Raw genomic sequence first — 21482 nt, 5'->3', positions numbered from 1 at the left:
GGGAGGACCGACCGGTGACCACTGTCGAGCAACCGGTGGACGTGCTGCTCAGCGACGGCACGACCGTCCAACTGCGGCAGATCCGCCCGGACGACGCCGCGGCGATCGTGGCGATGCACTCGCGCTTTTCCGAGCGCACCCGCTACCTGCGCTACTTCTCGCCGTATCCGCGCATCCCGGAGCGGGACCTGCAGCGGTTCGTCAACGTCGACCACCGCGACCGGGAGGCGTTCGTGGTGCTGGCCGGCGACCGGATCGTCGCCGTCGGCCGGTACGAGCGGCTCGGTCCCGGCTCGCCCGAGGCCGAGGTGGCCTTCGTGGTGGAGGACGCGTACCAGGGCCGGGGCATCGGGTCGGTGCTGCTGGAGCACCTGGCCGACGCGGCCCGGCGCTACGGCATCGTGCACTTCGTCGCCGAGGTGCTGCCGGCCAACGGGACGATGCTGCGGGTCTTCTCCGACTTCGGCTACCAGGTCCAGCGCCAGTACGCCGACGGTGTGGTCCACCTGAACTTCCCGATCGCCCCCACCGAGGCGACCCTGGAGGTGCAGCGTGGCCGGGAGCACCGCACCGAGGCCCGCTCGATCACCCGGCTGCTCGCCCCGCGCGGCATCGCCGTCTACGGCGCCAGCACCACCGGCCAGGGTGTCGGCGCGGCACTGCTGGGGCACCTGCGCGACGGCGGGTTCACCGGCGCGATCGTCCCCGTGCACCCGACCGCGGCGACCGTGGCGGGGCTGCCCGCGTATCCGTCGGCGGTCGACTCCGGCGAAGACGTCGACCTGGCCGTGGTGGCCGTCGCCCCCGAGGCGGTGACCGAGGTGGTCGCCGACGCCGCGCGGGCCGGCGCGCACGGGTTGGTGGTGATCTCCGCCGGGTTCGCCGAGTCCGGCCCGGCGGGAGCGGCCGCCCAGCGTGCCCTGGTCCGCGCCGCCCACCTGGCCGGCATGCGGGTGGTCGGCCCGAACTGCCTGGGCGTGGCCAACACCGACCCCGCGGTACGCCTCAACGCCACCCTCGCCCCGGTGCTGCCCGCCCCCGGCCGGGTCGGCGTCTTCAGCCAGTCCGGCGCGTTCGGGGTGGCCCTGCTCGCCGAGGCGTCCCGGCGGGGGCTCGGCCTGTCCAGTTTCGTCTCCGCCGGCAACCGGGCCGACGTCTCCGGCAACGACCTGCTCCAGTACTGGCAGGACGACCCCGGCACCGACGTCATCACGCTCTACCTGGAGACCTTCGGCAACCCGCGCAAGTTCGCCCGGCTGGCCCGGCGGATCGGCCGGAGCAAGCCGGTGGTGGCGCTCGCCTCGCTGGCCCGCCCGCCGGGGGTCGGCGACGCGCCGGCCCTGGACGCCGCCGCGGTGAGCGCGCTCTTCGCCCAGTCCGGGGTGATCCGGGTGGACACCGTCGCCGAGCTGCTCGACGTCGGCGTGCTCCTGGCCCACCAGCCGCTGCCGGCCGGCCGCCGGGTCGCCGTGGTCGGCAACTCCTCGGCGCTGACCGGGCTGGCCGCCACGGCCTGCGCCGCCCAGGGCCTCACCGTGGCCGAGGGCTACCCGCACGACGTGGGGCCCCGGGCCACCGCCGCCGAGTACGCCGCCGCGCTCGCCGCCTCCGCCGCCGACGAGCGGGTGGACGCCGTGGTGGCGGTGTTCGCCCCGCCGCTGCCCGGCCAGCTCACCGACCCGGAGGCCGATTTCACCACCGCCCTGCCCGACGCGCGGACCACCGGCAAGCCCGTGGTGGCCACCTTCCTGGCCGGCCGGGTGCCCGCCGGGGTGCCCGCGTACCCGAGCGTGGAGGAGGCGGTCCGGGCCCTGGCCCGGGTCACCACGTACGCCGACTGGCTGCGCCGGCCGCCCGGCGTGCTGCCCGAGCTGGACCGGGTCGACCGGGTGGCCGGGCAGGCCGCGCTGCGCCCCGACGGCGCCGACCCGGCGGCGCTGCTGCGGGCGTACGGGATCGACGTGGTCGAGTCGGCGCCGGCGCACTCGGCCGAGGAGGCGGTGGCGGCGGCGGAGCGGCTCGGCTGGCCGGTCGCGCTCAAGGCGGCCGCCCCCGGGCTGCGGCACCGCCTCGACCTGGGCGCGGTCCGGCTCGACCTGCCCGACGCCGCCGCGCTGCGCCGCGCGTACGCCGAACTGGGCCCGGTCTTCGGCGCGGACGTGCTGGTCCAGCCGATGGTCCCGCCCGGCGTGGCCTGCGTGGTGGAGCTCGTGGAGGACCCGGCCTTCGGGCCGGTGGTCGGCTTCGGCCTGGGCGGCGTGGCCACCGAACTGCTCGGCGATCGGGCCTGGCGGGCGGTGCCGCTGACCGACCGGGACGCCGCCGAACTGGTCGACGAGCCCCGGGCCGCGCCGCTGCTGCGCGGCCACCGGGGCGCCGCGCCGGTGGACCGGGCCGCCCTGGTCGACCTGCTGCTGCGGGTCGGGCGGCTCGCCGACGAGCAGCCCCGGGTCCGGTCGCTCACCCTCAACCCGGTGCTGGCCCGGCCGGACGGCATCTCGGTGCTGCACGCCACCGTCCGCACCGGCGCCGAGGCGCCCCGCCCGGACACCGGCCCGCGCCGGCTGTGAGGCTCAGCCCCGGCTGGAGATCTGCTGCACCGCCCAGGCGTTGCCGTCCGGGTCGGTGAAGAAGACGAAGCCGACGTTGTCCAGCGGGTGCGGCACCGGGCGCGGGTTCTGCCCGATCACCTGGATCTCGCTGACCTCCACGCCCCGCTCGACCAGCTCCGCGCGGCCCTTCTCCAGGTCGGGCACGACCAGTTGCAGCCCCTTGATCGAGCCCGGCGGCATCTCGGGCACGACGCCCCGGCCGAGGACGATCGAGCACCCGGAGCCCGGGGGCGTGAGTTGGACGATCCGCCCGACGCCCCCCAGGTCGGTGTCGTGGTCGACGGCGAAGCCGAGCCGTTCGGCGTAGAACTCCTTGGCCCGGTCCACGTCGGAGACCGGCACCACCACCACTTCCAGTGTCCAATTCATCGCCTCAGGGTGACCGCCGCGGGCCGCCGCTTCAAGCGCGACAGGCCCGGGCGAACCGCCGGGGCCTGTCGGGTCGGTCAGCTCAGCAGGCGTACGCCTCCAGCCGGTTCGCCCGTTCCGGGGCGCGCAGCTTCAGCAGCGTCACCTTCTCGATCTGCCGGATCCGCTCCCGGGACAGCCCGAACTCGCGACCCACCTCGTCGAGGGTGCGCTGGCGGCCGTCGTCCAGGCCGAACCGCAGCCGGATCACCGCCTGCTCCCGCTGGGAGAGGGTGGCCAGCACGATGCGTACCTCGTTGCGCAGCTCGCCGTCGCCGGCGGCGTCGCCCGGCTCCGCGTTGGGGTCCACCGCGGCGACGAAGTCGCCCAGCGCGCTCTCGCCGTCCTCGCCGACCGTCTGGTCCAGGCTCACCGGCTCCCGGTCGTAGGAGATCAGCTCGATCACCTGGTACTCCGGGATCTCCAACGCGGTGGCCACCTCGGCGACGGTGGGCTCCCGGCCCAGCGTGACCGACAGCTCGCGGCGGACCCGGACCATCCGGTTGACCTGCTCGACCATGTGCACCGGGATGCGGATGGTGCGGGCCTGGTCGGCCATGGCGCGGGTGATGGCCTGGCGGATCCACCAGGTGGCGTAGGTGGAGAACTTGTAGCCCTTGGTGTAGTCGAACTTCTCGACCGCGCGGATCAGGCCGAGGTTGCCCTCCTGGATGAGGTCGAGGAAGGCCATCCCGCGACCGGTGTAGCGCTTGGCGATGCTCACCACCAGCCGCAGGTTCGCCTCCAGCAGGTGGTCCTTGGCGGCGCGGCCCTCGGCCGCGATCAGCTCCAGGTCGGCGCGCAGCTCGCCGGAGACCGGGGTGCAGGCGGAGAGCTTCTCCTCGGCGAAGAGGCCGGCCTCGATCCGCTTGCTCAGCTCGACCTCCTGCGCCGCGGTGAGCAGCTTGGTGCGGCCGATGCCGTTCAGGTACGCCCGGACCAGGTCCGTGGAGACGCCGCGTTCGTCGGTCGCGTCCAGGTCGGTCAGGGTGACGTCCAGTTCCTGGTGCTCGATCATCTGCTGGGCCATCTCGGTCTCTCCCCGTGTTCGTCGTGCCATACCGGTTCCGTGCCGTCCGCCGGCGCGGTGGTGCCGGTGAGGAACAGCTTGGCGGGCGGGGCGTGAAACGGGAGTGAGGCGATCGGGGACCCGACAGCAATCCGGGCGGAACATCGGCTGTGCCTTGCCGGGCCCGGTTACCGTGCCAGCGGCCGGCCAGCGAGGCTCGGCGGCGCACAGGCGATCGGAGGACGTGGTGGTCTTCAAGCGGCTCATGCAGGCGATGGGTGTGGGTGGACCGTCGGTGGAGACGGTGCTGGCCAACCCGAACTGCCGTCCCGGCGGGCAGGTGGAGGGTCGCGTCCAGGTGGTCGGCGGGGACCACCCGGTGGAGGTGAGCTACGTCGCGCTCGGCCTGGTCACCCGGGTCGAGGTGGAGAGCGGCGACTCGGAGTACGACACCACGCAGGAGTTCGGCCGCGCCCAGGTGACCGGCGCGTTCCGGCTGGACCCGGGGCAGCGGTACGAGGTGCCGTTCCGCTTCCAGGTGCCCTGGGAGACCCCGCTCACCGACCTGTACGGCCAGCACCTGCACGGGATGACCATGGGGCTGCGGACCGAGCTGGAGGTGGCCCGGGCGGTCGACAAGGGCGACCTGGACGCGGTGGCCGTGCACCCGCTGCCCGCCCAGGAGCGGTTGCTGGAGGCGTTGCTGCGGCTGGGCTTCCGGTTCGCCCGGGCCGACGTCGAGCGCGGCCACCTCTACGGCGTACGGCAGAGCCTGCCGTTCTACCAGGAGATCGAGTTCCACCCCGCGCCGCAGTACGCGCGCGCCATGAACCAGCTCGAACTGACCTTCGTCACCGACCCGCAGAAGGTGCAGGTGGTGCTGGAGCTGGACAAGCGCGGCGGCCTGTTCACCGAGGGCCACGACGCCTTCGGCCGTTTCACGGTCGACCACGCGACGGCGGACCGCACCGACTGGGCCGCCCAGCTCGACGGCTGGCTGCGCCAGTCCCTCTCCCGCCGCGGCCTCTTCTTCTGACCCTTCCTCGCGTCGATCATGAGGTTGACGCCGGTGTGGATCTCCGGGAGTGCCGCCAACCTCGTGGTCGACGAGAAGGGCCGGGGGTCAGAGGTCCAGGAGGAGGGTGCGGGGGCCGGTGTTGACGCTTTCGACCAGCATGTGGGTGCGGAAGCGGCCGGTTTCGACCTTGGCGCCTCGGGCGCGGAGGGCCTCCACCACCGCCTCGACGAGGGGTTCGGCCTGTTCGGCCGGGGCGGCGGCGGTCCAGCTCGGGCGCCGGCCCTTGCGGGCGTCGCCGTAGAGGGTGAACTGGCTGACCACCAGGATCGGCGCGCCGGTGTCGGCGGCGCTGCGCTCGTCGTCCAGGATGCGCAGCTCGTGGACCTTGCGGGCCATGGTGGCCGCCACCTGCGGGGTGTCGGTGTGGGTCACGCCGAGCAGCACCAGCAGCCCGTCGGTGATCGCACCGACCACCTCGCCGTCGACCGTCACGGCGGCCCGGCCCACCGTCTGCACCACCGCCCGCATCAGTCCGCCACCGGCTCGACCAGGCCGCGCTCGACCAGGTGCGCCACGATCGGCCCGGCCGCCTCGGCCAGCTCGTCCGGTGCGACGTCGTGCGCGGCGGCGAGCAGGGCGAGCTGGTCGCGCAGCGGCAGCCGGCCGTCCGCGCCGCCGACCAGGGCGAGCACCAACGGGTCGATCTCCTCGGACCAGCGCAGCCCGCGGGGCATGGCGAGGACCTGCCGGTCCACCGCCCAGCCGTCCTCGCCCATGGTGGCCTCCTGGCGCAGCTGGAGCCCGTCGGCGGCCCGGTAGTGGGCGGCGAGCAGCCCGTCGGTGTCCCGGGCGCGCAGCCAGTCCTGCCGATCGAACCACTCGCCCACCCGGTCGCCCAGCGGCGGCTCCACCCGCTGGCGCAGGTCCTCCACCCGGACGACCGGCTCGTCGTGGCCGGCCCGGCGCAGCGAGACGATGCCGAAGCCGATCGCCTCCACCTTGTGCGCGTCGAACCAGTCCAGCCAGGTCGCCATCCGCTCCGGGTCGGCCGTCTCGCCGACGTCGGTGAGCCACAGGTTGACGTACGCCATCGGGTCGGCCACCTCGCGCTGGATCACCCAGGCGTCCAGCCCGGTGCCGGCGAACCAGCCGGTCACCCGCTCGGCCCAGTCCTCGCCGGTGACGTGCACCCAGTTCGCCAGGTACTGCATCGTCCCGCCCTCGGTGAGCAGGTGCGGGGCGGTGGCGGCCAGTTCGGCGCCGATCGCGTCGCCGACCCGGCCGGAGTCGCGGTAGACGTGCGTGGTGGTGCCGGGCCCGACCACGAACGGCGGGTTGCTGACCACCAGGTCGAACCGGCGGCCGGCCACCGGGGCGACCAGGTCGCCGCGGAGCAGTTCCCAGTCCTGCCCGTTGAGGGCGGCGGTGGTGGCGGCGAAGCGCAGCGCCCGTTCGGAGACGTCGGTGGCGGTGATCCGGCGGGCGTGGGTGGACAGGTGCAGGGCCTGGACGCCCGAGCCGGTGCCCAGGTCCAGCGCGGTCTCCACCGGCCGACGGACGGTCGCGCCGATCAGCGTGTGGGTGGCCCCGCCGATGCCCAGCACGTGCTCGGCGTGCAGCGGGCGGCCGGGGCGGGCGCTGGCCGGCACGTCGGCGAGCACGAACCAGTCGTCCCCGTACGGCTCCAGGTCCACCCCGGCGCGCAGGCCGTCGCCGTGCCGCTCGACCAGGCCCCCGGCCAGCGCCTCCTCGACGGTCAACGGGGCGAGCGCGGCGGCCACCGCCGGCTCCGGCTCGGTCTGGTCGCAGATGTAGACCCGGATCAGCGTGGCGAGCGGGTCACGGTCCCCGGTGGCGCGCAGCGCAGCGCGGAAGTCGTTGCGGGCCACCGCGCCGGTGGCCTGCGGGCCGAGCCGGTCGGCGATGCCGTTGGCGGTGAAGTGCGCCCGGGTCAGCGCGGTGCGCAGCGCGTCGACCCCGGCGGGGGAGAGCAGCATGTCGTGACGGTCCACGTCGTCATCCTGCCTCCCCCGGCCGCTCGCCCGGCCGGCACCCGGCAGATCCATACCACCAGCTCAGGGTATCGGCCGATATATCTTTCATGTTCATCAATGTATGGCCGCCCCGGCCGTCCGGGCGTACATCATCGACACCGGCATCCGGACCACCCACACCGACTTCGGTGGCCGGGCCACCTGGGGCACCAACACGGTGGACAGCAACAACACCGACTGCAACGGCCACGGCACCCACGTCGCGGGCACAGCCTCGGCGGCGGCGCCAGCAGTTCGATCGACAACGCGCTGGCCAACTCGGTCAACTCCGGCGTCACGTACGCGGTAGCGGCCGGCAACTCCAGCGCCAACGCCTGCAACTCCTCGCCGGCCCGGGCCGCGGCCGCGATCACCGTCGGCTTCACCACCAGCACCGACGCGCGCTCGTCCTTCTCCAACTACGGCTCCTGCGTGGACATCTTCGCCCCCGGGTCGAGCATCGTCTCCGCGTACCGGACCAGCGACACCGCCAGCAGCACGCTGAGCGGCACCTCGATGGCGTCGCCGCACGTGGCCGGCGCGGCGGCGCTGGTGCTCGGCGCCAACCCGTCGGACACCCCGGCGCAGGTGGCCAGCTACCTGACCACCAACGCCACCACCGGCAAGGTGACCAACCCCGGCTCCGGCTCCCCGAACCGGCTGCTCTTCGTCGTCAACTGACGATCCCTCGGCCGCGCGGCCCGGTGGACCCCACCCCTGTCCGCCGGGCCGTGCCGCGCGTGCCGCGGGGAGTCGGCGTGGCGGGCGGCGGCGGGCGGGGCAGGATGGGGGCATGACGCTCTCGCTGCCCATCGATCCGCAGGCCAACGAGCTGCTGGCGCGCAGCCCGCTGGCGCTGCTCCTCGGCATGGTGCTGGACCAGCAGGTGCCGATGGAGAAGGCGTTCTCGTCCCCGTACGTGCTGGCCCAGCGGCTCGGCCACGAGCCGGACGCCCGGGAGCTGGCCGAATACTCCCCGGAGGCCCTGGTCGAGCTGTTCGCCACGCCGCCGGCCCTGCACCGGTTCCCCAAGGCCATGGCGGCCCGGGTGCAGGAGGTCTGCCGGGCCCTGGTCGAGCGCTACGACGGCGACCCGGCCCGGCTCTGGTCGGAGGCGGTCGACGGCCCGGACCTGCTGCGCCGGGTCGGCGAGCTGCCCGGCTTCGGCCGGCAGAAGGCGCAGATCTTCGTGGCCCTGCTCGGCAAGCGGTTCGGGATCACCCCGGACGGCTGGCGCGAGGCGGCCGGCGGCTACGGCGACGCGGACGCGTACCGGTCGGTGGCCGACGTGACCGATCCCGAGTCGCTGCGCCGGGTCCGCGAGTTCAAGCAGCGGATGAAGGCGGAGGCGAAGGCCGCCAAGGGCTGACGCAACCCGCGCCCGCGCTGCCTCGTTGTCATGACCGCAAGGCGGCGACGACGGGCGGGTGATGGCGGACGAGCGGGGGGCGGAACTCCTGCGCGGGGGCGGGGGGCCTTACCGTGCGACCTTCCTGGAGCTCTTCCTCGACGTCGTCTTCGTCTTCGCCTTCACCCGGGTCTCGCAGCGCCTGATCACCGACGTGGCGGCAGGCGGCGGACGCCTCCCGCTGGAACTGGCGCAGACGCTGTTCCTGCTGCTCGCGCTCTGGATGGTCTGGTCGCTGACCGCCTGGGCTACCAGCCACTACGACCCGGAGCAACCGCCCATCCAGGCGGTGATGATCGGGTCCATGTTCGGCAGCCTGGTGATGGCCGTGTCGGTGCCGGACGCGTACGGCGCGCACGGGTTGAGCTTCGCCGCCGGCTACGTCTCCATCCAGTTGGGCCGCTCGATCTACCTGACGGTGGCACTGCGCCGGCACTTCCAGCGGCACCTGTCCAGCCGGATCCTGGTCTGGTCGGGCGTCTCCGCCGTGTTCTGGCTGGGCGGTGGCCTGGTCGGGGACGACGCACGGCTGCTCTGCTGGGCGGTGGCCCTGATGATCGACTACGTGGGCGTGGTCATCGGATGGCCGGTGCCCCGACTGGGCCGGGCGCCGGCCACGGCGTGGACGGTGACCGGCGAGCACCTGGCCGAGCGGTACCAGCAGTTCACGATCATCGCGCTCGGCGAGATGATCTTCGTGGCCGGCGTCGGGTTCAGCGGCAGCGACTTCACGCTGCTGCGCTGGATTGCCCTCGTGGACGCCTTCGCCACCACCGTGCTGCTCTGGCGGATCTACTTCCACCGGGCGGGCTCGGTGCTGGCCCAGGCGGTGGCCCGCGCCCGGCAGCCGGCCCGGCTCGGCCAGTCGGCCACCTGGACCCACCTCACGATGATCGCCGGCATCGTCACCACGGCGGTCGGTTACGAGGTGGCCATCTCCGAGCCCGGGGGGCACGCCGACGTGGTCCGGGTGGCGGCCATCGTCGGGGGTCCGGCGCTCTTCGTGGTCGGCCGGGCCCGCTTCGAGTACGAGGTGTTCGGCCGGGTCTCCCCGTCCCGCGTGGTCGGCCTGCTGCTCCTGGTCCTCGGCGTGCCGCTGCTGAGCCGGCTGCCGCTGATCGGCATCGCCGTCGGGGTCACGGCGGTGCTGACCGGGATGGCCGTGGCCGACGCGCTGCGGGCCCGGGGCCGCCCGCCGGAACAGCCCGCCTCGCCAATGTGAGCCGCCGGCCGCTGCTCTTCCTGGCCGCCCGGGCCCGCTTCGAGTACGAGATCCGGTCTCGCTGCCCCGGATCCTCGGCGGGGGCGCGCTGCTGCTGCTCGTCCCGCTGCTGGCGCACGGTCCCGCCGTGCGGGCCCTGTCCCTGGTGGCCGTCGTGCTGGCCGCGGTGGCGCTGGCGGACGCGGTGCGCAGCCGGGGTCGCCCGCCGGAGATGTCGGCCTCCCCGTTCGGGCGGAAGGGGCCGGAGAGCAGCGGCCCGGAGGCCTGACGCTCAGGCGGCCGTGGGCCGGGACAGCGCGGCCAGGGCCCGGCGCACGTCGGCCAGGGAGACCGTGGCGGACTCGTCGAGGTCGGCCAGGCCTGCCTCGATCCACTGCCGCATGAGGGTGGTCACCCCGATGCCGCGCGCCTCGGCGGCCGCCCGGACCCGGTCGTACGTCTCCAGCGGGAGACGCACCGAGCGGCTGACCATCGGCACGTCGGTGTCGGGGATGGGCAGCTCCGCGGGCTGGGTCTCGTCGATCAGGTCGGCGAGCGCGTCGCCGGCGTCGTGGAACCGCTTGGTCGCCTCGTTACGGTGCATCGTGACCGCCTCCTCGTCGGCGTGACCTCCGCACCGCGTCGTCGTAGCGCTTGGCCTCGACGTCGCTCAGTTCGCGGGCGGAGAGGATGTCCCAGTCGTTGTCGCTGCCGTCGGCCTCGGCCAGCAGCACCGCGAGGCGTCGACCCCGGTGGTCGGTCGCGTAGACCACCATGACGTCGTCCCCGAGGTGCCGGATGACCCGCCGCGTGCTGTGCAGGGCCTCCCAGACTTCCCCGGGCGTGACGTCGTAGACCCGCAGGTTGGCCAACGCCTCGTCGGTGAAGCTGAACCGGTTGCCCACGAACGGAGCGTACCACGCACGTAACACGCACCGCTTGTCACGATTTTCGCCGATCAACCGTCGAGGGTGACAGGATGGGTCGTAATCCCTCGAGGAGGTCCGTGGTGAAGCGTCAGGCGTACCAGCCGATCCTGATCACCGACGCCTCGCGCAGCCAGGACGACCAGCTCACCAGCCGGCAGAAGCGCTACGTGCTGATGATGGGAATCCGGGTCGCGTGCCTGGTGATCGGCGCGGTCCTGGTCGGCGTCAAGGCACCGCTGCTCTGGCTCTGGTTGCCGCTCTGCGCCCTCGGGATGGTGCTCATCCCGTGGCTGGCCGTGCTGCTGGCCAACGACCGTCCGCCCAAGGAGGAGCACCGGCTGGCCGGGAAGTTCCAGCACCGCCACCTCGACGAGACCCCGCCGATGGCGCTCTCCGCCGAGGAGCGCCCGCACAAGGTCATCGACGCCGAGCCCTGACCGGCCCGGGCGGCAGCCGCCCGGACCGGTCCGCCGTCAGGGCTGGGGCCGCGCGCCGACGGTGGTGACCGCCAGCGCGCCCAGATCGCCGGCCCGGGCCAGCGCCGCGCGCGGGTCCGCGCCGGCCAGCCAGGCGGTGAGCAGGCCGGCGGCGAAGGCGTCGCCCGCCCCGGTCACGTCCACCACGGCCACCCCGGGGGCCGGAGCCGTCTCGACCAGCCCGGTCCGGTCCACCCAGACCGCGCCGGCCGCGCCCCGCTTCACCACCACCCGGTGGGCCACCGAGGTCAGCGCCCGGGCCTGCGCCGCCGGGTCCAGCCCGCCGGCCAGCACCGTCGCCTCGTCCGTGTTGACCAGCAGCAGGTCGACGTCGCGTACCCAGGTCAGGAAGGCCGTGCCGACCCGCCGCAGCGGGGCCGCGGAGGCCGCGTCGACGCTGGTGGTGAGCCCGCGCTCGCGGGCGGCGGCCAGCGCGCGCAGGCCCGCGCCGCGCGACCCGACGTCCAGCAGGGTGTACGCGGACAGGTGCAGGTGCCCGGCGTCGGGCGCCGCCGCGACGGTGCGGTCGACGTGCCCGGTGGTCAGCCGCAGGTTCGCCCCGCGCTGGCTGACCATGGTGCGCTCCCCGTCGTGGGTGAGCACGATGACCGTCCCGGTGGGGTAGCCCTCGTGGCGCTCCACCGCGCAGGTCACCCCGACCCGCTCCAGTTCGGCGACCCGCTCGCGGCCCGTCTCGTCGTCGCCGACCGCGGCGACCAGCGTGACCGCCGCCCCCTGGCCGGCGAGCCAGGCCGCGGTGTTGGCCGCCTGGCCGCCGCCGCTGAACCGGATCCCGGCCGCGGTGTCCGAGCCGGTGGCGAGGGGGCCGGAGAGCACCGCGAGCACGTCGGTGATCACGTCGCCGACGACGACGATGCGGGGTGCGGGGCTCATGCCGCGGTGGCGGTGCGGCGGGCCGCCGCGGCGACCGCGATCCGCGCCGCCAGGTCGGCGTTGCGCAGGATGATCCGCACGTTCACCGCCAGGCTGGCGCCCTCGGTGGCGGAGTGGAAGTGGGCCAGCAGGAACGGGGTCACCGCCTTGCCGGTCACCCCCTCGCGGGCCAGCATGGCCAGGCCCGCGGTGAGAGTGCGGTCGTGCAGCGCCGGGTCGAGCTGCTCGTCCACCGGCAGCGGGTTCGCCACGATGAGCCCGCCGTGGTGCACGCCCTGCTCCCGGCGGGCGGCGAGCACGTCGGCCGCCTGCTCCGGCGACTCCACCGACCAGTCCAGGTCGAAGCCGGCGTCGGTGAGATAGAAGCCGGGGAAGCGGCGGGTGCGGTAACCCACCACGCTCACCCCGAGGGTCTCCAGCCGCTCCAGGGTGGCGCCCACGTCGAGGATCGACTTCACCCCGGCGCAGACCACCGCGATCGGGGTCCGGGCCAGGGTGACCAGGTCGGCGGACTCGTCGAAGGTCTGCGCGGCCTCCCGGTGCACGCCGCCCAGGCCGCCGGTGGCGAAGACGCCGATCCCGGCCGCCGCGGCCACCGCGCTGGTCGCGGCCACGGTGGTGGCGCCGTCCGCGCCGGTCGCCGCCGCCACGGCGAGGTCGCGCACCGAGAGCTTGTTCACCCCGTCCACCGTGGCGAGCCGGGTGAGCTGGGCGTCGTCCAGCCCCACGATCAGCTCACCGGCGACCATGCCGATGGTGGCCGGAACGGCTCCCGCGTCCCGGACCGCCTGCTCGATCTGACGCGCGACGCGAAGATTGTCCGGTCGGGGCAGGCCGTGGGAGACGATGGTGCTCTCCAGGGCGACGACCGGACGCCCGTCGCGCAGGGCGTCGGCCACCTCGGCGCCGAGACTGATGTGAAAGTTGGTCACTTCGGCTACGGTACGGGCCGCCTCCGGCGCGGGCCCAGGTGGACCGGGCCGGATCGACCTGCAAAACTGGACCGTTGGAGGTGTAGTCGTGAGTACAGAGGTTCTCGAGCGTCCCGAGCTGAAGGACGCCGACACCGGCCCGGAGATGTTCCACTACGTCCGCAAGGAGAAGATCGCGGAGAGTGCCGTCATGGGCACCTACGTGGTGGCGCTCTGCGGCGAGACCTTCCCGGTGACCAAGGCCGCCAAGCCCGGTTCCCCGGTCTGCCCCAAGTGCAAGGAGATCTACGACTCGTACCGCGAGTGATCCCGGGCGGCCGTCCCGGCCGCCCGCGTAACCTGCGGCGGTGACCACCTCCACCGCCCTGCTTTTCGCCGACCTCACCGGCGTGGCGGTCTTCGCGGCCTCGGGCGCCTCCGCGGCGGTGGCCAAACGGCTCGATCTCTTCGGGGTGGTCTTCGTCGGCGTCGTCGCCGCCCTCGGCGGCGGGATCTTTCGCGACCTGGTCATCGACGAGGTGCCGCCCCTGGCCTTCGCCGACTGGCGGTACGCGGTCGCCGCGGCGGTCACCGCCGCCGCCATCTTCTGGCTGCACCCCCAGTTCGCCCGGCTGCGCACCACCGTGCTGGTGCTCGACGCGGCCGGCCTCGGCCTGTTCACCGTCACCGGCACGCTCAAGGCCCTCGACGCCCACGTGCCGGCCGTCGGCGCGTGCATGATCGGGATGCTCACCGCGATCGGCGGCGGGCTGGGCCGCGACCTGCTCACCGGCGAGATCCCGGTGGTGCTGCGCCGGGAGATCTACGCCGTGGCCGCGCTCGCCGGGTCGATCGCGGTGGCGCTGCTGTCGGCGTACGGCGCGGCGACCGCGGGGCCGCTGACCGCCGCGGCCGCCTTCGTCTTCGCGCTGCGCCTGGTGTCGCTGCGGCGGCGCTGGTCCGCCCCGGTGCCGACGATGCGCCCGCCGCGCACCGGCGCCCGGGGACCGCAGCACTGAGCCCCGCGGCGGCGGGGCGGGCGGATGTGACCAGCGTGGCGTCGAGTGGGGCGGAACGCCCCCGCTGGTTATGCTGAGTCGGCCTTCGCGGCACCGGATGCGCGAGGGCCTTTTCATGGGCGGCTGCACCCGTGGCCCTCAGCCGGGGTCCGCCGTCGTGCGGTCGGAGAGGAGCTACGCGTGGCACCGCGGTTGCCGGCGCTCGACACGTTCCCGCCTCTGCGTGCCTGGCAACGCAAGGCGATGGTGGAGTACCTGCGCCGCCGCACCGACGACTTCACGGCGGTCGCCACGCCCGGCGCCGGCAAGACCACGTTCGCCCTCCGCATCGCCGCCGAGCTGTTGAACGACGGCACCGTCGAGGCCGTCACCGTGGTCGCCCCGACCGAGCACCTGAAGACCCAGTGGGCCGAGTCGGCCGCCCGGGTCGGCATCCAGCTCGACGCCGCCTTCCGCAACGCCGACCTGCACTCCGCGGCCGACTTCCACGGCGCGGTCGTCACGTACGCCCAGGTCGGCATGGCCCCGCAGGTGCACCGGCGGCGCACCATGACCCGGCGCACCCTGGTGATCCTCGACGAGATCCACCATGCCGGCGACTCGCGGACCTGGGGCGACGGCGTCAAGGCGGCCTTCGAGCCCGCCGTACGCCGGCTGATGCTCACCGGCACGCCGTTCCGCTCCGACGACAACCCGATCCCGTTCGTCGGCTACGAGCGGGGCGGCGACGGGCTGCTCCGCTCCCGCGCCGACTCGGTCTACGGCTACTCCGACGCGCTGCGCGAGGGCGTGGTCCGGCCGGTGCTCTTCCTGGCGTACTCCGGGGAGACCCGGTGGCGCACCAACGCCGGCGAGGAGCTGGCCGCCCGGCTGGGCGAGCCGATGACCCAGGACCTCATCGCGCAGGCCTGGCGGACCGCGCTGGACCCGGCCGGCGACTGGATGCCGCAGGTGCTGCGGGCCGCCGACGCCCGGCTGACCGTGCTGCGCAACAACGGCATGCCCGACGCCGGCGGTCTGGTGATCGCCAGCGACCAGCAGGTGGCCCGCTCGTACGCCAAGCTGCTGGAGCAGGTGACCGGTGAGAAGGCCGCCGTGGTGCTCTCCGACGACCAGGGCGCCTCCGCGCGGATCGCGACGTTCGCGGCCTCCGAACAGCGCTGGCTGGTCGCGGTGCGGATGGTGTCCGAGGGTGTCGACATCCCTCGGTTGGCCGTCGGCGTCTACGCGACCAGCGCCAGCACCCCGCTCTACTTCGCGCAGGCGATCGGCCGTTTCGTCCGGGCCCGCCGGCCCGGCGAGACCGCCTCGGTCTTCCTGCCCAGCGTGCCGCACCTGCTCGGGCTGGCCAGCGAGATGGAGGCCGAGCGGGACCACGTGCTCGGCAAGCCGAAGGATTCCGACGGCCTCGACGACGACCTGCTGGAGCGTGCCCAGCGGGACGACCAGGCCAGCGGCGAGCTGGAGAAGCGGTTCGCCGCGCTCTCCGCGACCGCCGAGCTGGACCAGGTGATCTTCGACGGCGCCTCGTTCGGCACCGCCGCCCAGGCGGGCACCCCGGAGGAGGAGGAATACCTCGGCCTGCCCGGGCTCCTCACCGCCGACCAGGTCTCGATGCTGCTCACCAAGCGGCAGGCCGAGCAGCTCGCCGCGCAGCGGCGCCGGGCCACCCAGCGGACCGCTGAGCCGGCCCCTGAGGCACCGTCGGCGGCCCCGGCCCCGATGAGTGCCGCCCAGCGCCGGGTGGCCCTCCGGCGGCAGCTGAACGCTCTGGTGGCGGCCCGCCACCATCGCACCGGCCTGCCGCACGGCAAGATCCACGCCGAGCTGCGCCGCCTCTGCGGCGGCCCGCCCAGCGCCCAGGCCACCATCGAGCAACTGGAAGAGCGCATCGCGACGGTCCAGACCCTCTGACCGCCCCGACCGGATTCCGACGCAAACTCCTCGATCAACGCTCCCACGGGGGGGTGCGCAAAAGCCGGCCGGAGGTCCCTGGGGACCTCCGGCCGGCTTTATGTCTAGTTGCGGATTCCTCGTACTCAGTTCGCCATCAGATCGGCGCCACGCCAGCTGAACTCGGGGTCCGACGCGTAGCGCACGGTGATCTTCACGAGATCCTCCGCGTACTTGTTCGCGTGGTGCCCACAGAACACCAGCTCACTCCCACCCGCCAGAGTGATCCGGAGCTTGCCGGCAGCATTGCAGCGGTCGCACCGTTCATCGGCGGCCGGGGGGCTCACCGTCTCGGGCGGCGGCGTGAGGGTCGGGGTCATCGCCTTCCTCCTCTGGTCGTCACCGATGAACACTCTCTTCGGTTGCTCACCTATCGTGCAACACCCTTCTCGGGCCCTGCCTTCCCTGTGTGCCCGTCGGGGACGGAGGTCACACCTGGCGTGGAAGACAGTGTGCCGTGCACCAAGGGTGCCACGTCAACGATCACAAACGGGCAACCGTCAGGTCACCGGAGAGTGTTCTACGGCTGGTGATCAAACCGACACGTCTGGTTGACGCGTGGCGGTCAGTCCAGGTAGTCGCGGAGCACCTGGGAACGCGAGGGGTGCCGCAACTTGGACATGGTCTTGGATTCGATCTGCCGGATGCGCTCCCGGGTCACGCCGTACACCTGGCCGATCTCGTCCAGGGTGCGCGGCTGGCCGTCGGTGAGGCCGAAGCGCAGGCGCACCACGCCCGCCTCGCGCTCGGACAGCGTCTGGAGGACCTGCTGGAGCTGGTCCTGGAGCAGCGAGAACGACACCGCGTCGACCGCGACGACCGCCTCGGAGTCCTCGATGAAGTCGCCGAGCTGGCTGTCACCCTCGTCACCGATGGTCTGGTCGAGCGAGATGGGCTCCCGGGCGTACTGCTGGATCTCCAGCACCTTCTCCGGTGTGATGTCCATCTCCTTCGCCAGCTCCTCCGGGGTGGGCTCGCGGCCCAGGTCCTGGAGCAGCTCGCGCTGGATCCGACCGAGCTTGTTGATCACCTCGACCATGTGCACCGGGATGCGGATGGTGCGGGCCTGGTCGGCCATGGCGCGGGTGATGGCCTGGCGGATCCACCAGGTGGCGTAGGTGGAGAACTTGTAGCCCTTGGTGTAGTCGAACTTCTCGACCGCGCGGATCAGGCCGAGGTTGCCCTCCTGGATGAGGTCGAGGAAGGCCATGCCGCGACCGGTGTAGCGCTTGGCCAGCGAGACGACCAGCCGGAGGTTGGCCTCCAGCAGGTGGTTCTTGGCCCGCTCGCCGTCCCGCGAGATCCACATCAGGTCGCGCTGCATGTCGCGGGTGAGCTTCTCCTCGCCCTCGTCGGCGGCGCGCAGCCGCTCGGCGGCGTAGAGGCCGGCCTCGATCCGCTTGGCGAGCTCGACCTCCTGCTCGGCGTTGAGCAGCGGCACCTTGCCGATCTGCTTCAGGTACGCCCGGACGGAGTCGGCGGAGGCGGTCAGCTCGGCGTCCCGGCGCGCCTGCTTGAGCGCCTCGGACTCCTCGTCGTCCCACTCGAAGTCGTTGTCGGTGGCGGAGCTGGCGGCGTCGGCCTCGGCGGCCTGGGTCAGCTCGGCCGGCTCCTCGACCACCACGTCCTCGATCTCGGCGGCCAGCTCCTCCGGGGAGATCTCGCCCTCGGCGCCCTCGCCCTTCGCGGCGTCCTTGGCCGGCTTCGCCGCCGCGTTCTTGGCGGCCACGGTGGCCTTGGTGGCCCGGGTCGTCTTGGTGGCCTTCGCCGGGGCGGCGGCCGTGGCGGCCACCTCGGCGGTGGTGCCGGCGGCCTTGCGCGCCGTCGCCTTCCGCGGGGCGGGGGCCGGGGACTCCTCGGCGGCCGCAGCCTGCTTCGGGGCGGGCGCGGCGGCCTTCTTGGTGGTCTTGGCGGTGGTCGCCCGGGAGGCCGGCGTGGCCGACCGGGCGGCGGCCACCCGGCGGCGGGTGCTCGCGGAGCCGTCCACGACCACCGTCACGCCCGCCTCGGAGAGCGCACGGAGGATCTTCTTGGCCTGGGCCGGGGTCACCTCAGCGGACTCGACGGTGCGCGCGAGCTGGGCCGACGTGAGCTGGCCGCCGGCGCTCTGCGCGTGGGCGATCAGGGTGTCGGTGAGCGAGCGAACGTCGGCGCCGGGCTGGCGGGGTTCTGTCACGAATGACCTTCCGGAGGCGAAGAGCGAGCACGGCCGGGTCGTCCGGCACGGCAAGGAACGCGGTGTCGGGCGATGTCGTTGAGGGACCCCCGTGTCCCGGGCCGGCCGGTCGCTGGCGGTCCGTGGCGCGTGGGCAGGGTGAATTGTAACGCCGTCTGCCGCGATCATCCTGCGCCGCACGGCGGACCGGCCGTATGGACCACCGATTAGGCGCAGTTGTGGACTTTGTAAGGATGATACCCGCGCACGAACCGGCCGGTCCGGCTCGTGCGGGAAGGGGACGAACATGATCGCCTCGGCGCCCACGCCGCAGGAACTTCTCACGATCGCCGTCGAGGTGGCGCGGGACGCCGCGGCCACCGCGCACCGGATGCGGGCCGAGGGGGTCTCGGTCGCCGCGACCAAGAGCACGGTCACCGACGTGGTCACCGCCGCCGACCGGGCGGTGGAGCGGCAGGTGCTGGGGGCGCTGCGGACGCGGCGCCCCGGCGACGCGGTGCTGGGCGAGGAATACGGCGCGGGGGAGACCGGCCCGGCCGCCGAGGACGGGGTGCGCTGGATCGTCGACCCGATCGACGGCACCGTCAACTATCTCTACGGGCTGCCGTACTGCGCCGTGTCCCTGGCCGCGGAGGTGGCCGGCGAGGACGTCGCCGGGGTGGTGCGCAACGTCGCCACCGGCGAGGAGTGGACCGCCACCGCCGGCGGCGGCGCGTGGCGGGACGGGCAGCGGCTGCGCTGCTCCGCCGAGACCGACCTCGGGCAGGCGCTGATCGCGACCGGGTTCGGCTACGACGCGGGGCGCCGGGCGCACCAGGCCCGGGTGGTCGCCGAGCTGATCCCGCAGGTGCGGGACATCCGCCGGATGGGCGCCGCCGCGCTCGACCTGTGCCTGGCCGCCGAGGGCCGGGTGGACGCCTACTACGAGAAGGGGCTGGCCGCCTGGGACCTCGCCGCGGGCGGGCTGGTGGCGCGGGAGGCCGGGCTGCTGGTGACCGGGCTGTCGGGCCGGCCGCCCGGTCCGGACCTGGTGCTCGCCGCGCCGCCGGCGCTGCACGAGCCGCTGCACACCCGGCTCGCCGCCCTGGACGCCTCCGGGGGCCCGTGACCGGTCCCGTGGACCGGTGCGAAAAGAGTGGCCGCCCCGCCGGGGGTGGCCACTCTTTTGGCGATGACGGGGTCGACCGACCGGCTACTTCACCGGGCCCGGGCAGGTGCCGGCCGGCGCCTCCGGCGAGCCGAGGTCGCCCAGGGACTGGTTGACCTCGGTGGTGGTGGCCAACTGCTGGAAACCGTTGCCGAGGATCACGTCGACCGTGTCGTCCTTGCGCTTCAGGTCGGGTTCCAGCTTGGCGTTGTTGAGGAAATAGGCCCGCAGCAGGTGCGCGGAGCCGACGCCCTTGGGGCCGTAGCGCAGCACCGCCACGTCGTCCACGGCCTTGGCGTTGCCTTCCTTCTTGACCTGGAACTTGCGGTTGCGGAAGTCGTCCGCGACGCTGCCGGCCAGCCCGACCTCGTCGGTGCCGTTGTAGACGTTGATCTTGACGTCCTTCTGCTCGCGCAGGCGCACGTCGGCGATCGGCCAGCCCTCGGGGCAGTCTTCGGCGGTGCCGGCCTTGCTCTGGGTGTCGCGGACCATCGCGACGACGACGAAGACCAGGGCGATGACCGCCAGCAGTCCGACGACAACGAGTGCCCGCACTCGCGCAAAACTCATTCTGGGCGCTCCCCGGACGATGATTGGGTGGCGGCGGCCGCCGGCGGTCGGTCCGCCCCGCCGGCCGTCGAGTACGCCGCTGAGGTTAACGCTTGTCCGGCCGTCGCGTGGAAACAGCCCGACATGCCGGCGCGCCACCGGGGGAACGGGTACTACTACCCCTATCTTCGTGTCGCCTGAGTCACATTGGGAACAACTTCGGGCGCAGGGGCGTACATCTCTGCCGCGAGGGCGGTATACATGCCTCGCCCAAAGGGGGGGTAAGGTTCCGCGCTCGCTGGGGGAGTTCCTTCCTGGCCGATCCGACCCAACGACGGTCGGGTCGGGTGACCGACACATTTGGTGGCCGGCCAGCGGAACCGAAACAGCGTCGTCCGGCGTTACAACCGGAAGCGACCATATCGATATGGGAGAGTGAAACCGATGGCCACCGACTACGACGCCCCGCGTCGCGACGAGGTCGACCTCGGCGAGGACAGCCTGGAAGAGCTCAAGGCCCGACGCGTCGACACACAGTCGGGCGCCGTGGACGTTGACGAGGCCGAGGTGGCCGAGAGCTTCGAGCTGCCCGGCGCCGACCTGGCCGACGAGGAGCTCACGGTCAAGGTGCTACCGATGCAGCAGGACGAGTTCCGGTGCGCCCGCTGCTTCCTGGTCCACCACCGCAGCCAGCTGGCGGTCGAGCGCAACGGCGAGCTGATCTGCCGCGAGTGCGTCTGACCCCGACCCGAGACACCGGCGGCGGCCTCCTCGACGGGGCCGCCGCTTATCGAGCCGCCGTGCGCCGGTGGCGGGAAGCTGCTTGACTCGTACGAGCGGCTTTGACGCCGCGCGGAGGAGGAGGGCGGACGGGTGAGCGAGCGGACCGACGGGCCGGGCGCCGACGACAGCGGCGCCGACCGGCCGACCGAGAAGACGTCGCCCGCGGGCGCCGCCGAGCCCACGCCGTCCGGCGCGGACGCCGACCAGCTCGGCGCGACCGTCGCCGCGCTGACCGCCGACGACCTGCCCGTGGCCCGCCGTCGACAACTGCTCACCCGGCTGGTCGGCCAGGCCCGCGCCCGCGGCATCAGCGACCTGTACAAGCCGAAGGCCGCGATCCGCTGGATGGCCGACACCGTCGCCGAGGTCGCCCCGCGCGTGCCGATCCGCGACCTGGCCACGCTCCGGAAGCATTTCCCCGGCCTGGACGACGAGGCGCTCGCCGACCGGCTGATCCGCAACGCGGCCCGGGCCACCGCCGGCGTCGGCGCGGCCGGTGGGGGCGTGGCCGCGGTCGAGTGGGCCGTCACCCCGACCCTGCTCTCCGCCCCGGTGCTGCTGGCCGCCGAGACGGTCGCCGTGGTGGCGATCGAGCTGAAGCTGATCGGCGAGCTGCACGAGGTGCACCGGCTGCCGCTGCCCGCCGGTGGCGCCCAGCGGGCCGTGTCGCTGGTGCAGTCCTGGGCCACCCAGCGGGGGGTCAACCCGATGATGCCGGGGGTCGGGGTCAGCGCGGTGCTGGGCACCGCCGCCCGCCGCGAGCTGCGCGACAGCCTGCTGCGCCGCTTCGGCCGCAACCTCACCACGCTCGGCCCGTTCCTGACCGGCGCCGCCGTGGCCGGCTACCTCAACCGGCGGTCCACCCGCAGCCTCGGCGACCAGCTCCGCAAGGACCTCCGCCACCAGGCCCGCGCCCTGCCCGGCACGCACCCCTGACCGGGGAACGCCGCGGGCGG

23 protein-coding genes and 1 pseudogene are annotated in these 21482 nt (G+C 73.6%); 13 read left to right on the top strand and 11 right to left on the bottom strand.

Annotated elements, in window-relative coordinates:
- The first annotated feature begins 14 nt into the window (after nucleotides 1–14).
- The gene (locus tag ACFYPD_RS14040) at nucleotides 15–2570 is read left to right on the top strand and encodes a GNAT family N-acetyltransferase (protein WP_387112786.1); all 2556 of its coding nucleotides are present in this window, start codon (nucleotides 15–17) and stop codon (nucleotides 2568–2570) included.
- Nucleotides 2571–2573: 3 nt separating this feature from the next.
- Here the strand turns inward: ACFYPD_RS14040 and ACFYPD_RS14035 are convergent, their stop codons facing one another.
- Nucleotides 2574–2981 carry a VOC family protein gene (locus ACFYPD_RS14035; RefSeq protein WP_387112784.1) on the bottom strand — a complete coding sequence of 136 codons (408 nt, stop codon included), beginning with the start codon at nucleotides 2979–2981 and terminating at the stop codon, nucleotides 2574–2576.
- Between the two features lie 82 nt (nucleotides 2982–3063).
- Entirely contained in the window at nucleotides 3064–4050 is a 987-nt protein-coding gene (sigB, locus tag ACFYPD_RS14030; protein ID WP_387112782.1) for an RNA polymerase sigma factor SigB, read from the bottom strand.
- A 226-nt stretch (nucleotides 4051–4276) separates the two neighbouring features.
- Here sigB and ACFYPD_RS14025 point away from each other — a divergent pair, with 226 nt between their 5' ends.
- A complete protein-coding gene (locus ACFYPD_RS14025) occupies nucleotides 4277–5065 on the top strand; it encodes a sporulation protein (protein WP_387112780.1) in 789 nt (262 codons plus the stop codon).
- 87 nt (nucleotides 5066–5152) lie between these two features.
- Here the strand turns inward: ACFYPD_RS14025 and dtd are convergent, their stop codons facing one another.
- Together dtd and ACFYPD_RS14015 are read right to left on the bottom strand one after the other, a co-directional pair.
- On the bottom strand, nucleotides 5153–5575 hold the full coding sequence (gene dtd, locus ACFYPD_RS14020) for a D-aminoacyl-tRNA deacylase (RefSeq protein ID WP_387112778.1): 423 nt from the start codon (nucleotides 5573–5575) through the stop codon (nucleotides 5153–5155).
- A complete protein-coding gene (locus tag ACFYPD_RS14015) occupies nucleotides 5575–7059 on the bottom strand; it encodes a methyltransferase (RefSeq protein ID WP_387112776.1) in 1485 nt (494 codons plus the stop codon). Before ACFYPD_RS14015 ends, dtd begins: the two co-directional genes overlap by 1 nt.
- A 109-nt stretch (nucleotides 7060–7168) precedes the next feature.
- Here ACFYPD_RS14015 and ACFYPD_RS14010 point away from each other — a divergent pair.
- The 4 genes and pseudogenes from ACFYPD_RS14010 to ACFYPD_RS13995 form a co-directional block, all read left to right on the top strand.
- Nucleotides 7169–7761, top strand: a pseudogene (locus tag ACFYPD_RS14010) (S8 family serine peptidase); the annotation flags it as partial.
- 112 nt (nucleotides 7762–7873) lie between these two features.
- Nucleotides 7874–8449, top strand: coding sequence for an HhH-GPD-type base excision DNA repair protein (locus tag ACFYPD_RS14005; protein WP_387112774.1), 576 nt, complete (start codon nucleotides 7874–7876; stop codon nucleotides 8447–8449).
- A gap of 61 nt (nucleotides 8450–8510) precedes the next feature.
- Nucleotides 8511–9710 (top strand): low temperature requirement protein A, encoded by a 1200-nt coding sequence (locus ACFYPD_RS14000; RefSeq protein ID WP_387112772.1) that lies wholly within the window; start codon nucleotides 8511–8513, stop codon nucleotides 9708–9710.
- 127 nt (nucleotides 9711–9837) lie between these two features.
- Nucleotides 9838–9978: a hypothetical protein gene (locus ACFYPD_RS13995; RefSeq protein WP_387112770.1), complete on the top strand. Its 141-nt coding sequence runs from the start codon at nucleotides 9838–9840 to the stop codon at nucleotides 9976–9978.
- Between the two features lie 3 nt (nucleotides 9979–9981).
- Here the strand turns inward: ACFYPD_RS13995 and ACFYPD_RS13990 are convergent, their stop codons facing one another.
- Complete coding sequence (locus ACFYPD_RS13990) at nucleotides 9982–10293, bottom strand: hypothetical protein (protein ID WP_387112768.1); 312 nt, start codon at nucleotides 10291–10293, stop codon at nucleotides 9982–9984.
- Nucleotides 10283–10594: a hypothetical protein gene (locus tag ACFYPD_RS13985; protein WP_212837393.1), complete on the bottom strand. Its 312-nt coding sequence runs from the start codon at nucleotides 10592–10594 to the stop codon at nucleotides 10283–10285. The genes ACFYPD_RS13990 and ACFYPD_RS13985 overlap by 11 nt, the downstream gene beginning before the upstream one ends.
- A gap of 104 nt (nucleotides 10595–10698) precedes the next feature.
- Between ACFYPD_RS13985 and ACFYPD_RS13980 the strand changes: the two genes are divergently transcribed.
- Nucleotides 10699–11055, top strand: a complete 357-nt coding sequence (locus tag ACFYPD_RS13980; RefSeq protein ID WP_387113389.1) for a DUF3099 domain-containing protein — start codon at nucleotides 10699–10701, stop codon at nucleotides 11053–11055.
- 36 nt (nucleotides 11056–11091) lie between these two features.
- Here ACFYPD_RS13980 and ACFYPD_RS13975 read toward each other — a convergent pair whose 3' ends face one another.
- Nucleotides 11092–11988 (bottom strand): carbohydrate kinase family protein, encoded by an 897-nt coding sequence (locus ACFYPD_RS13975; protein WP_387112766.1) that lies wholly within the window; start codon nucleotides 11986–11988, stop codon nucleotides 11092–11094.
- Complete coding sequence (locus ACFYPD_RS13970; protein WP_387112764.1) at nucleotides 11985–12920, bottom strand: pseudouridine-5'-phosphate glycosidase; 936 nt, start codon at nucleotides 12918–12920, stop codon at nucleotides 11985–11987. Before ACFYPD_RS13970 ends, ACFYPD_RS13975 begins: the two co-directional genes overlap by 4 nt.
- Nucleotides 12921–13008: 88 nt before the next feature.
- Between ACFYPD_RS13970 and ACFYPD_RS13965 the strand changes: the two genes are divergently transcribed.
- The 3 genes from ACFYPD_RS13965 to ACFYPD_RS13955 all read left to right on the top strand — a co-directional run bounded on the left by ACFYPD_RS13965 (nucleotide 13009) and on the right by ACFYPD_RS13955 (nucleotide 15832).
- Nucleotides 13009–13227, top strand: coding sequence for a DUF3039 domain-containing protein (locus ACFYPD_RS13965; RefSeq protein WP_088946800.1), 219 nt, complete (start codon nucleotides 13009–13011; stop codon nucleotides 13225–13227).
- A gap of 40 nt (nucleotides 13228–13267) precedes the next feature.
- Complete coding sequence (locus ACFYPD_RS13960; RefSeq protein ID WP_387112762.1) at nucleotides 13268–13918, top strand: trimeric intracellular cation channel family protein; 651 nt, start codon at nucleotides 13268–13270, stop codon at nucleotides 13916–13918.
- Nucleotides 13919–14098: 180 nt separating this feature from the next.
- On the top strand, nucleotides 14099–15832 hold the full coding sequence (locus tag ACFYPD_RS13955) for a DEAD/DEAH box helicase (RefSeq protein WP_387112760.1): 1734 nt from the start codon (nucleotides 14099–14101) through the stop codon (nucleotides 15830–15832).
- A 125-nt stretch (nucleotides 15833–15957) separates the two neighbouring features.
- Here the strand turns inward: ACFYPD_RS13955 and ACFYPD_RS13950 are convergent, their stop codons facing one another.
- The gene (locus tag ACFYPD_RS13950; protein WP_013284786.1) at nucleotides 15958–16191 is read right to left on the bottom strand and encodes a hypothetical protein; all 234 of its coding nucleotides are present in this window, start codon (nucleotides 16189–16191) and stop codon (nucleotides 15958–15960) included.
- A gap of 245 nt (nucleotides 16192–16436) precedes the next feature.
- Entirely contained in the window at nucleotides 16437–18047 is a 1611-nt protein-coding gene (locus ACFYPD_RS13945) for an RNA polymerase sigma factor (protein ID WP_387112758.1), read from the bottom strand.
- Nucleotides 18048–18333: 286 nt separating this feature from the next.
- On the opposite strand from ACFYPD_RS13945, the gene ACFYPD_RS13940 reads away from it, so the two are divergent.
- The gene (locus ACFYPD_RS13940; RefSeq protein ID WP_387112756.1) at nucleotides 18334–19155 is read left to right on the top strand and encodes an inositol monophosphatase family protein; all 822 of its coding nucleotides are present in this window, start codon (nucleotides 18334–18336) and stop codon (nucleotides 19153–19155) included.
- Nucleotides 19156–19239: 84 nt separating this feature from the next.
- Here the strand turns inward: ACFYPD_RS13940 and ACFYPD_RS13935 are convergent, their stop codons facing one another.
- Nucleotides 19240–19749 (bottom strand): LytR C-terminal domain-containing protein, encoded by a 510-nt coding sequence (locus ACFYPD_RS13935; RefSeq protein ID WP_387113387.1) that lies wholly within the window; start codon nucleotides 19747–19749, stop codon nucleotides 19240–19242.
- A gap of 438 nt (nucleotides 19750–20187) precedes the next feature.
- Here ACFYPD_RS13935 and ACFYPD_RS13930 point away from each other — a divergent pair, with 438 nt between their 5' ends.
- Complete coding sequence (locus ACFYPD_RS13930; protein ID WP_091269374.1) at nucleotides 20188–20484, top strand: DUF4193 domain-containing protein; 297 nt, start codon at nucleotides 20188–20190, stop codon at nucleotides 20482–20484.
- A 132-nt stretch (nucleotides 20485–20616) separates the two neighbouring features.
- Nucleotides 20617–21462 (top strand): hypothetical protein, encoded by an 846-nt coding sequence (locus ACFYPD_RS13925; RefSeq protein ID WP_387112754.1) that lies wholly within the window; start codon nucleotides 20617–20619, stop codon nucleotides 21460–21462.
- Nucleotides 21463–21482: the final 20 nt, after the last annotated feature.

It is taken from the genome of Micromonospora sp. NPDC005299, assembly GCF_042872345.1.
Taxonomy (GTDB): Bacteria; Actinomycetota; Actinomycetes; order Mycobacteriales; family Micromonosporaceae; genus Micromonospora.
The sequence above is the reverse complement of the archived record's forward strand: the minus strand, read 5'-3'. Positions and strand labels throughout refer to the sequence as shown.

Bases quoted from the DNA above. Each gene is read 5' to 3' on its own strand.
- ACFYPD_RS14035 (WP_387112784.1), bottom strand. From the start codon at position 2,981: ATGAATTGGACACTGGAAGTGGTGGTGGTGCCGGTCTCCGACGTGGAC.
- sigB (WP_387112782.1), bottom strand. From the start codon at position 4,050: ATGGCCCAGCAGATGATCGAGCACCAGGAACTGGACGTCACCCTGACC.
- dtd (WP_387112778.1), bottom strand. From the start codon at position 5,575: ATGCGGGCGGTGGTGCAGACGGTGGGCCGGGCCGCCGTGACGGTCGAC.
- ACFYPD_RS14005 (WP_387112774.1), top strand. From the start codon at position 7,874: ATGACGCTCTCGCTGCCCATCGATCCGCAGGCCAACGAGCTGCTGGCG.
- ACFYPD_RS14000 (WP_387112772.1), top strand. From the start codon at position 8,511: ATGGCGGACGAGCGGGGGGCGGAACTCCTGCGCGGGGGCGGGGGGCCT.
- ACFYPD_RS13990 (WP_387112768.1), bottom strand. From the start codon at position 10,293: ATGCACCGTAACGAGGCGACCAAGCGGTTCCACGACGCCGGCGACGCG.
- ACFYPD_RS13975 (WP_387112766.1), bottom strand. From the start codon at position 11,988: ATGAGCCCCGCACCCCGCATCGTCGTCGTCGGCGACGTGATCACCGAC.
- ACFYPD_RS13950 (WP_013284786.1), bottom strand. From the start codon at position 16,191: ATGACCCCGACCCTCACGCCGCCGCCCGAGACGGTGAGCCCCCCGGCC.
- ACFYPD_RS13940 (WP_387112756.1), top strand. From the start codon at position 18,334: ATGATCGCCTCGGCGCCCACGCCGCAGGAACTTCTCACGATCGCCGTC.
- ACFYPD_RS13930 (WP_091269374.1), top strand. From the start codon at position 20,188: ATGGCCACCGACTACGACGCCCCGCGTCGCGACGAGGTCGACCTCGGC.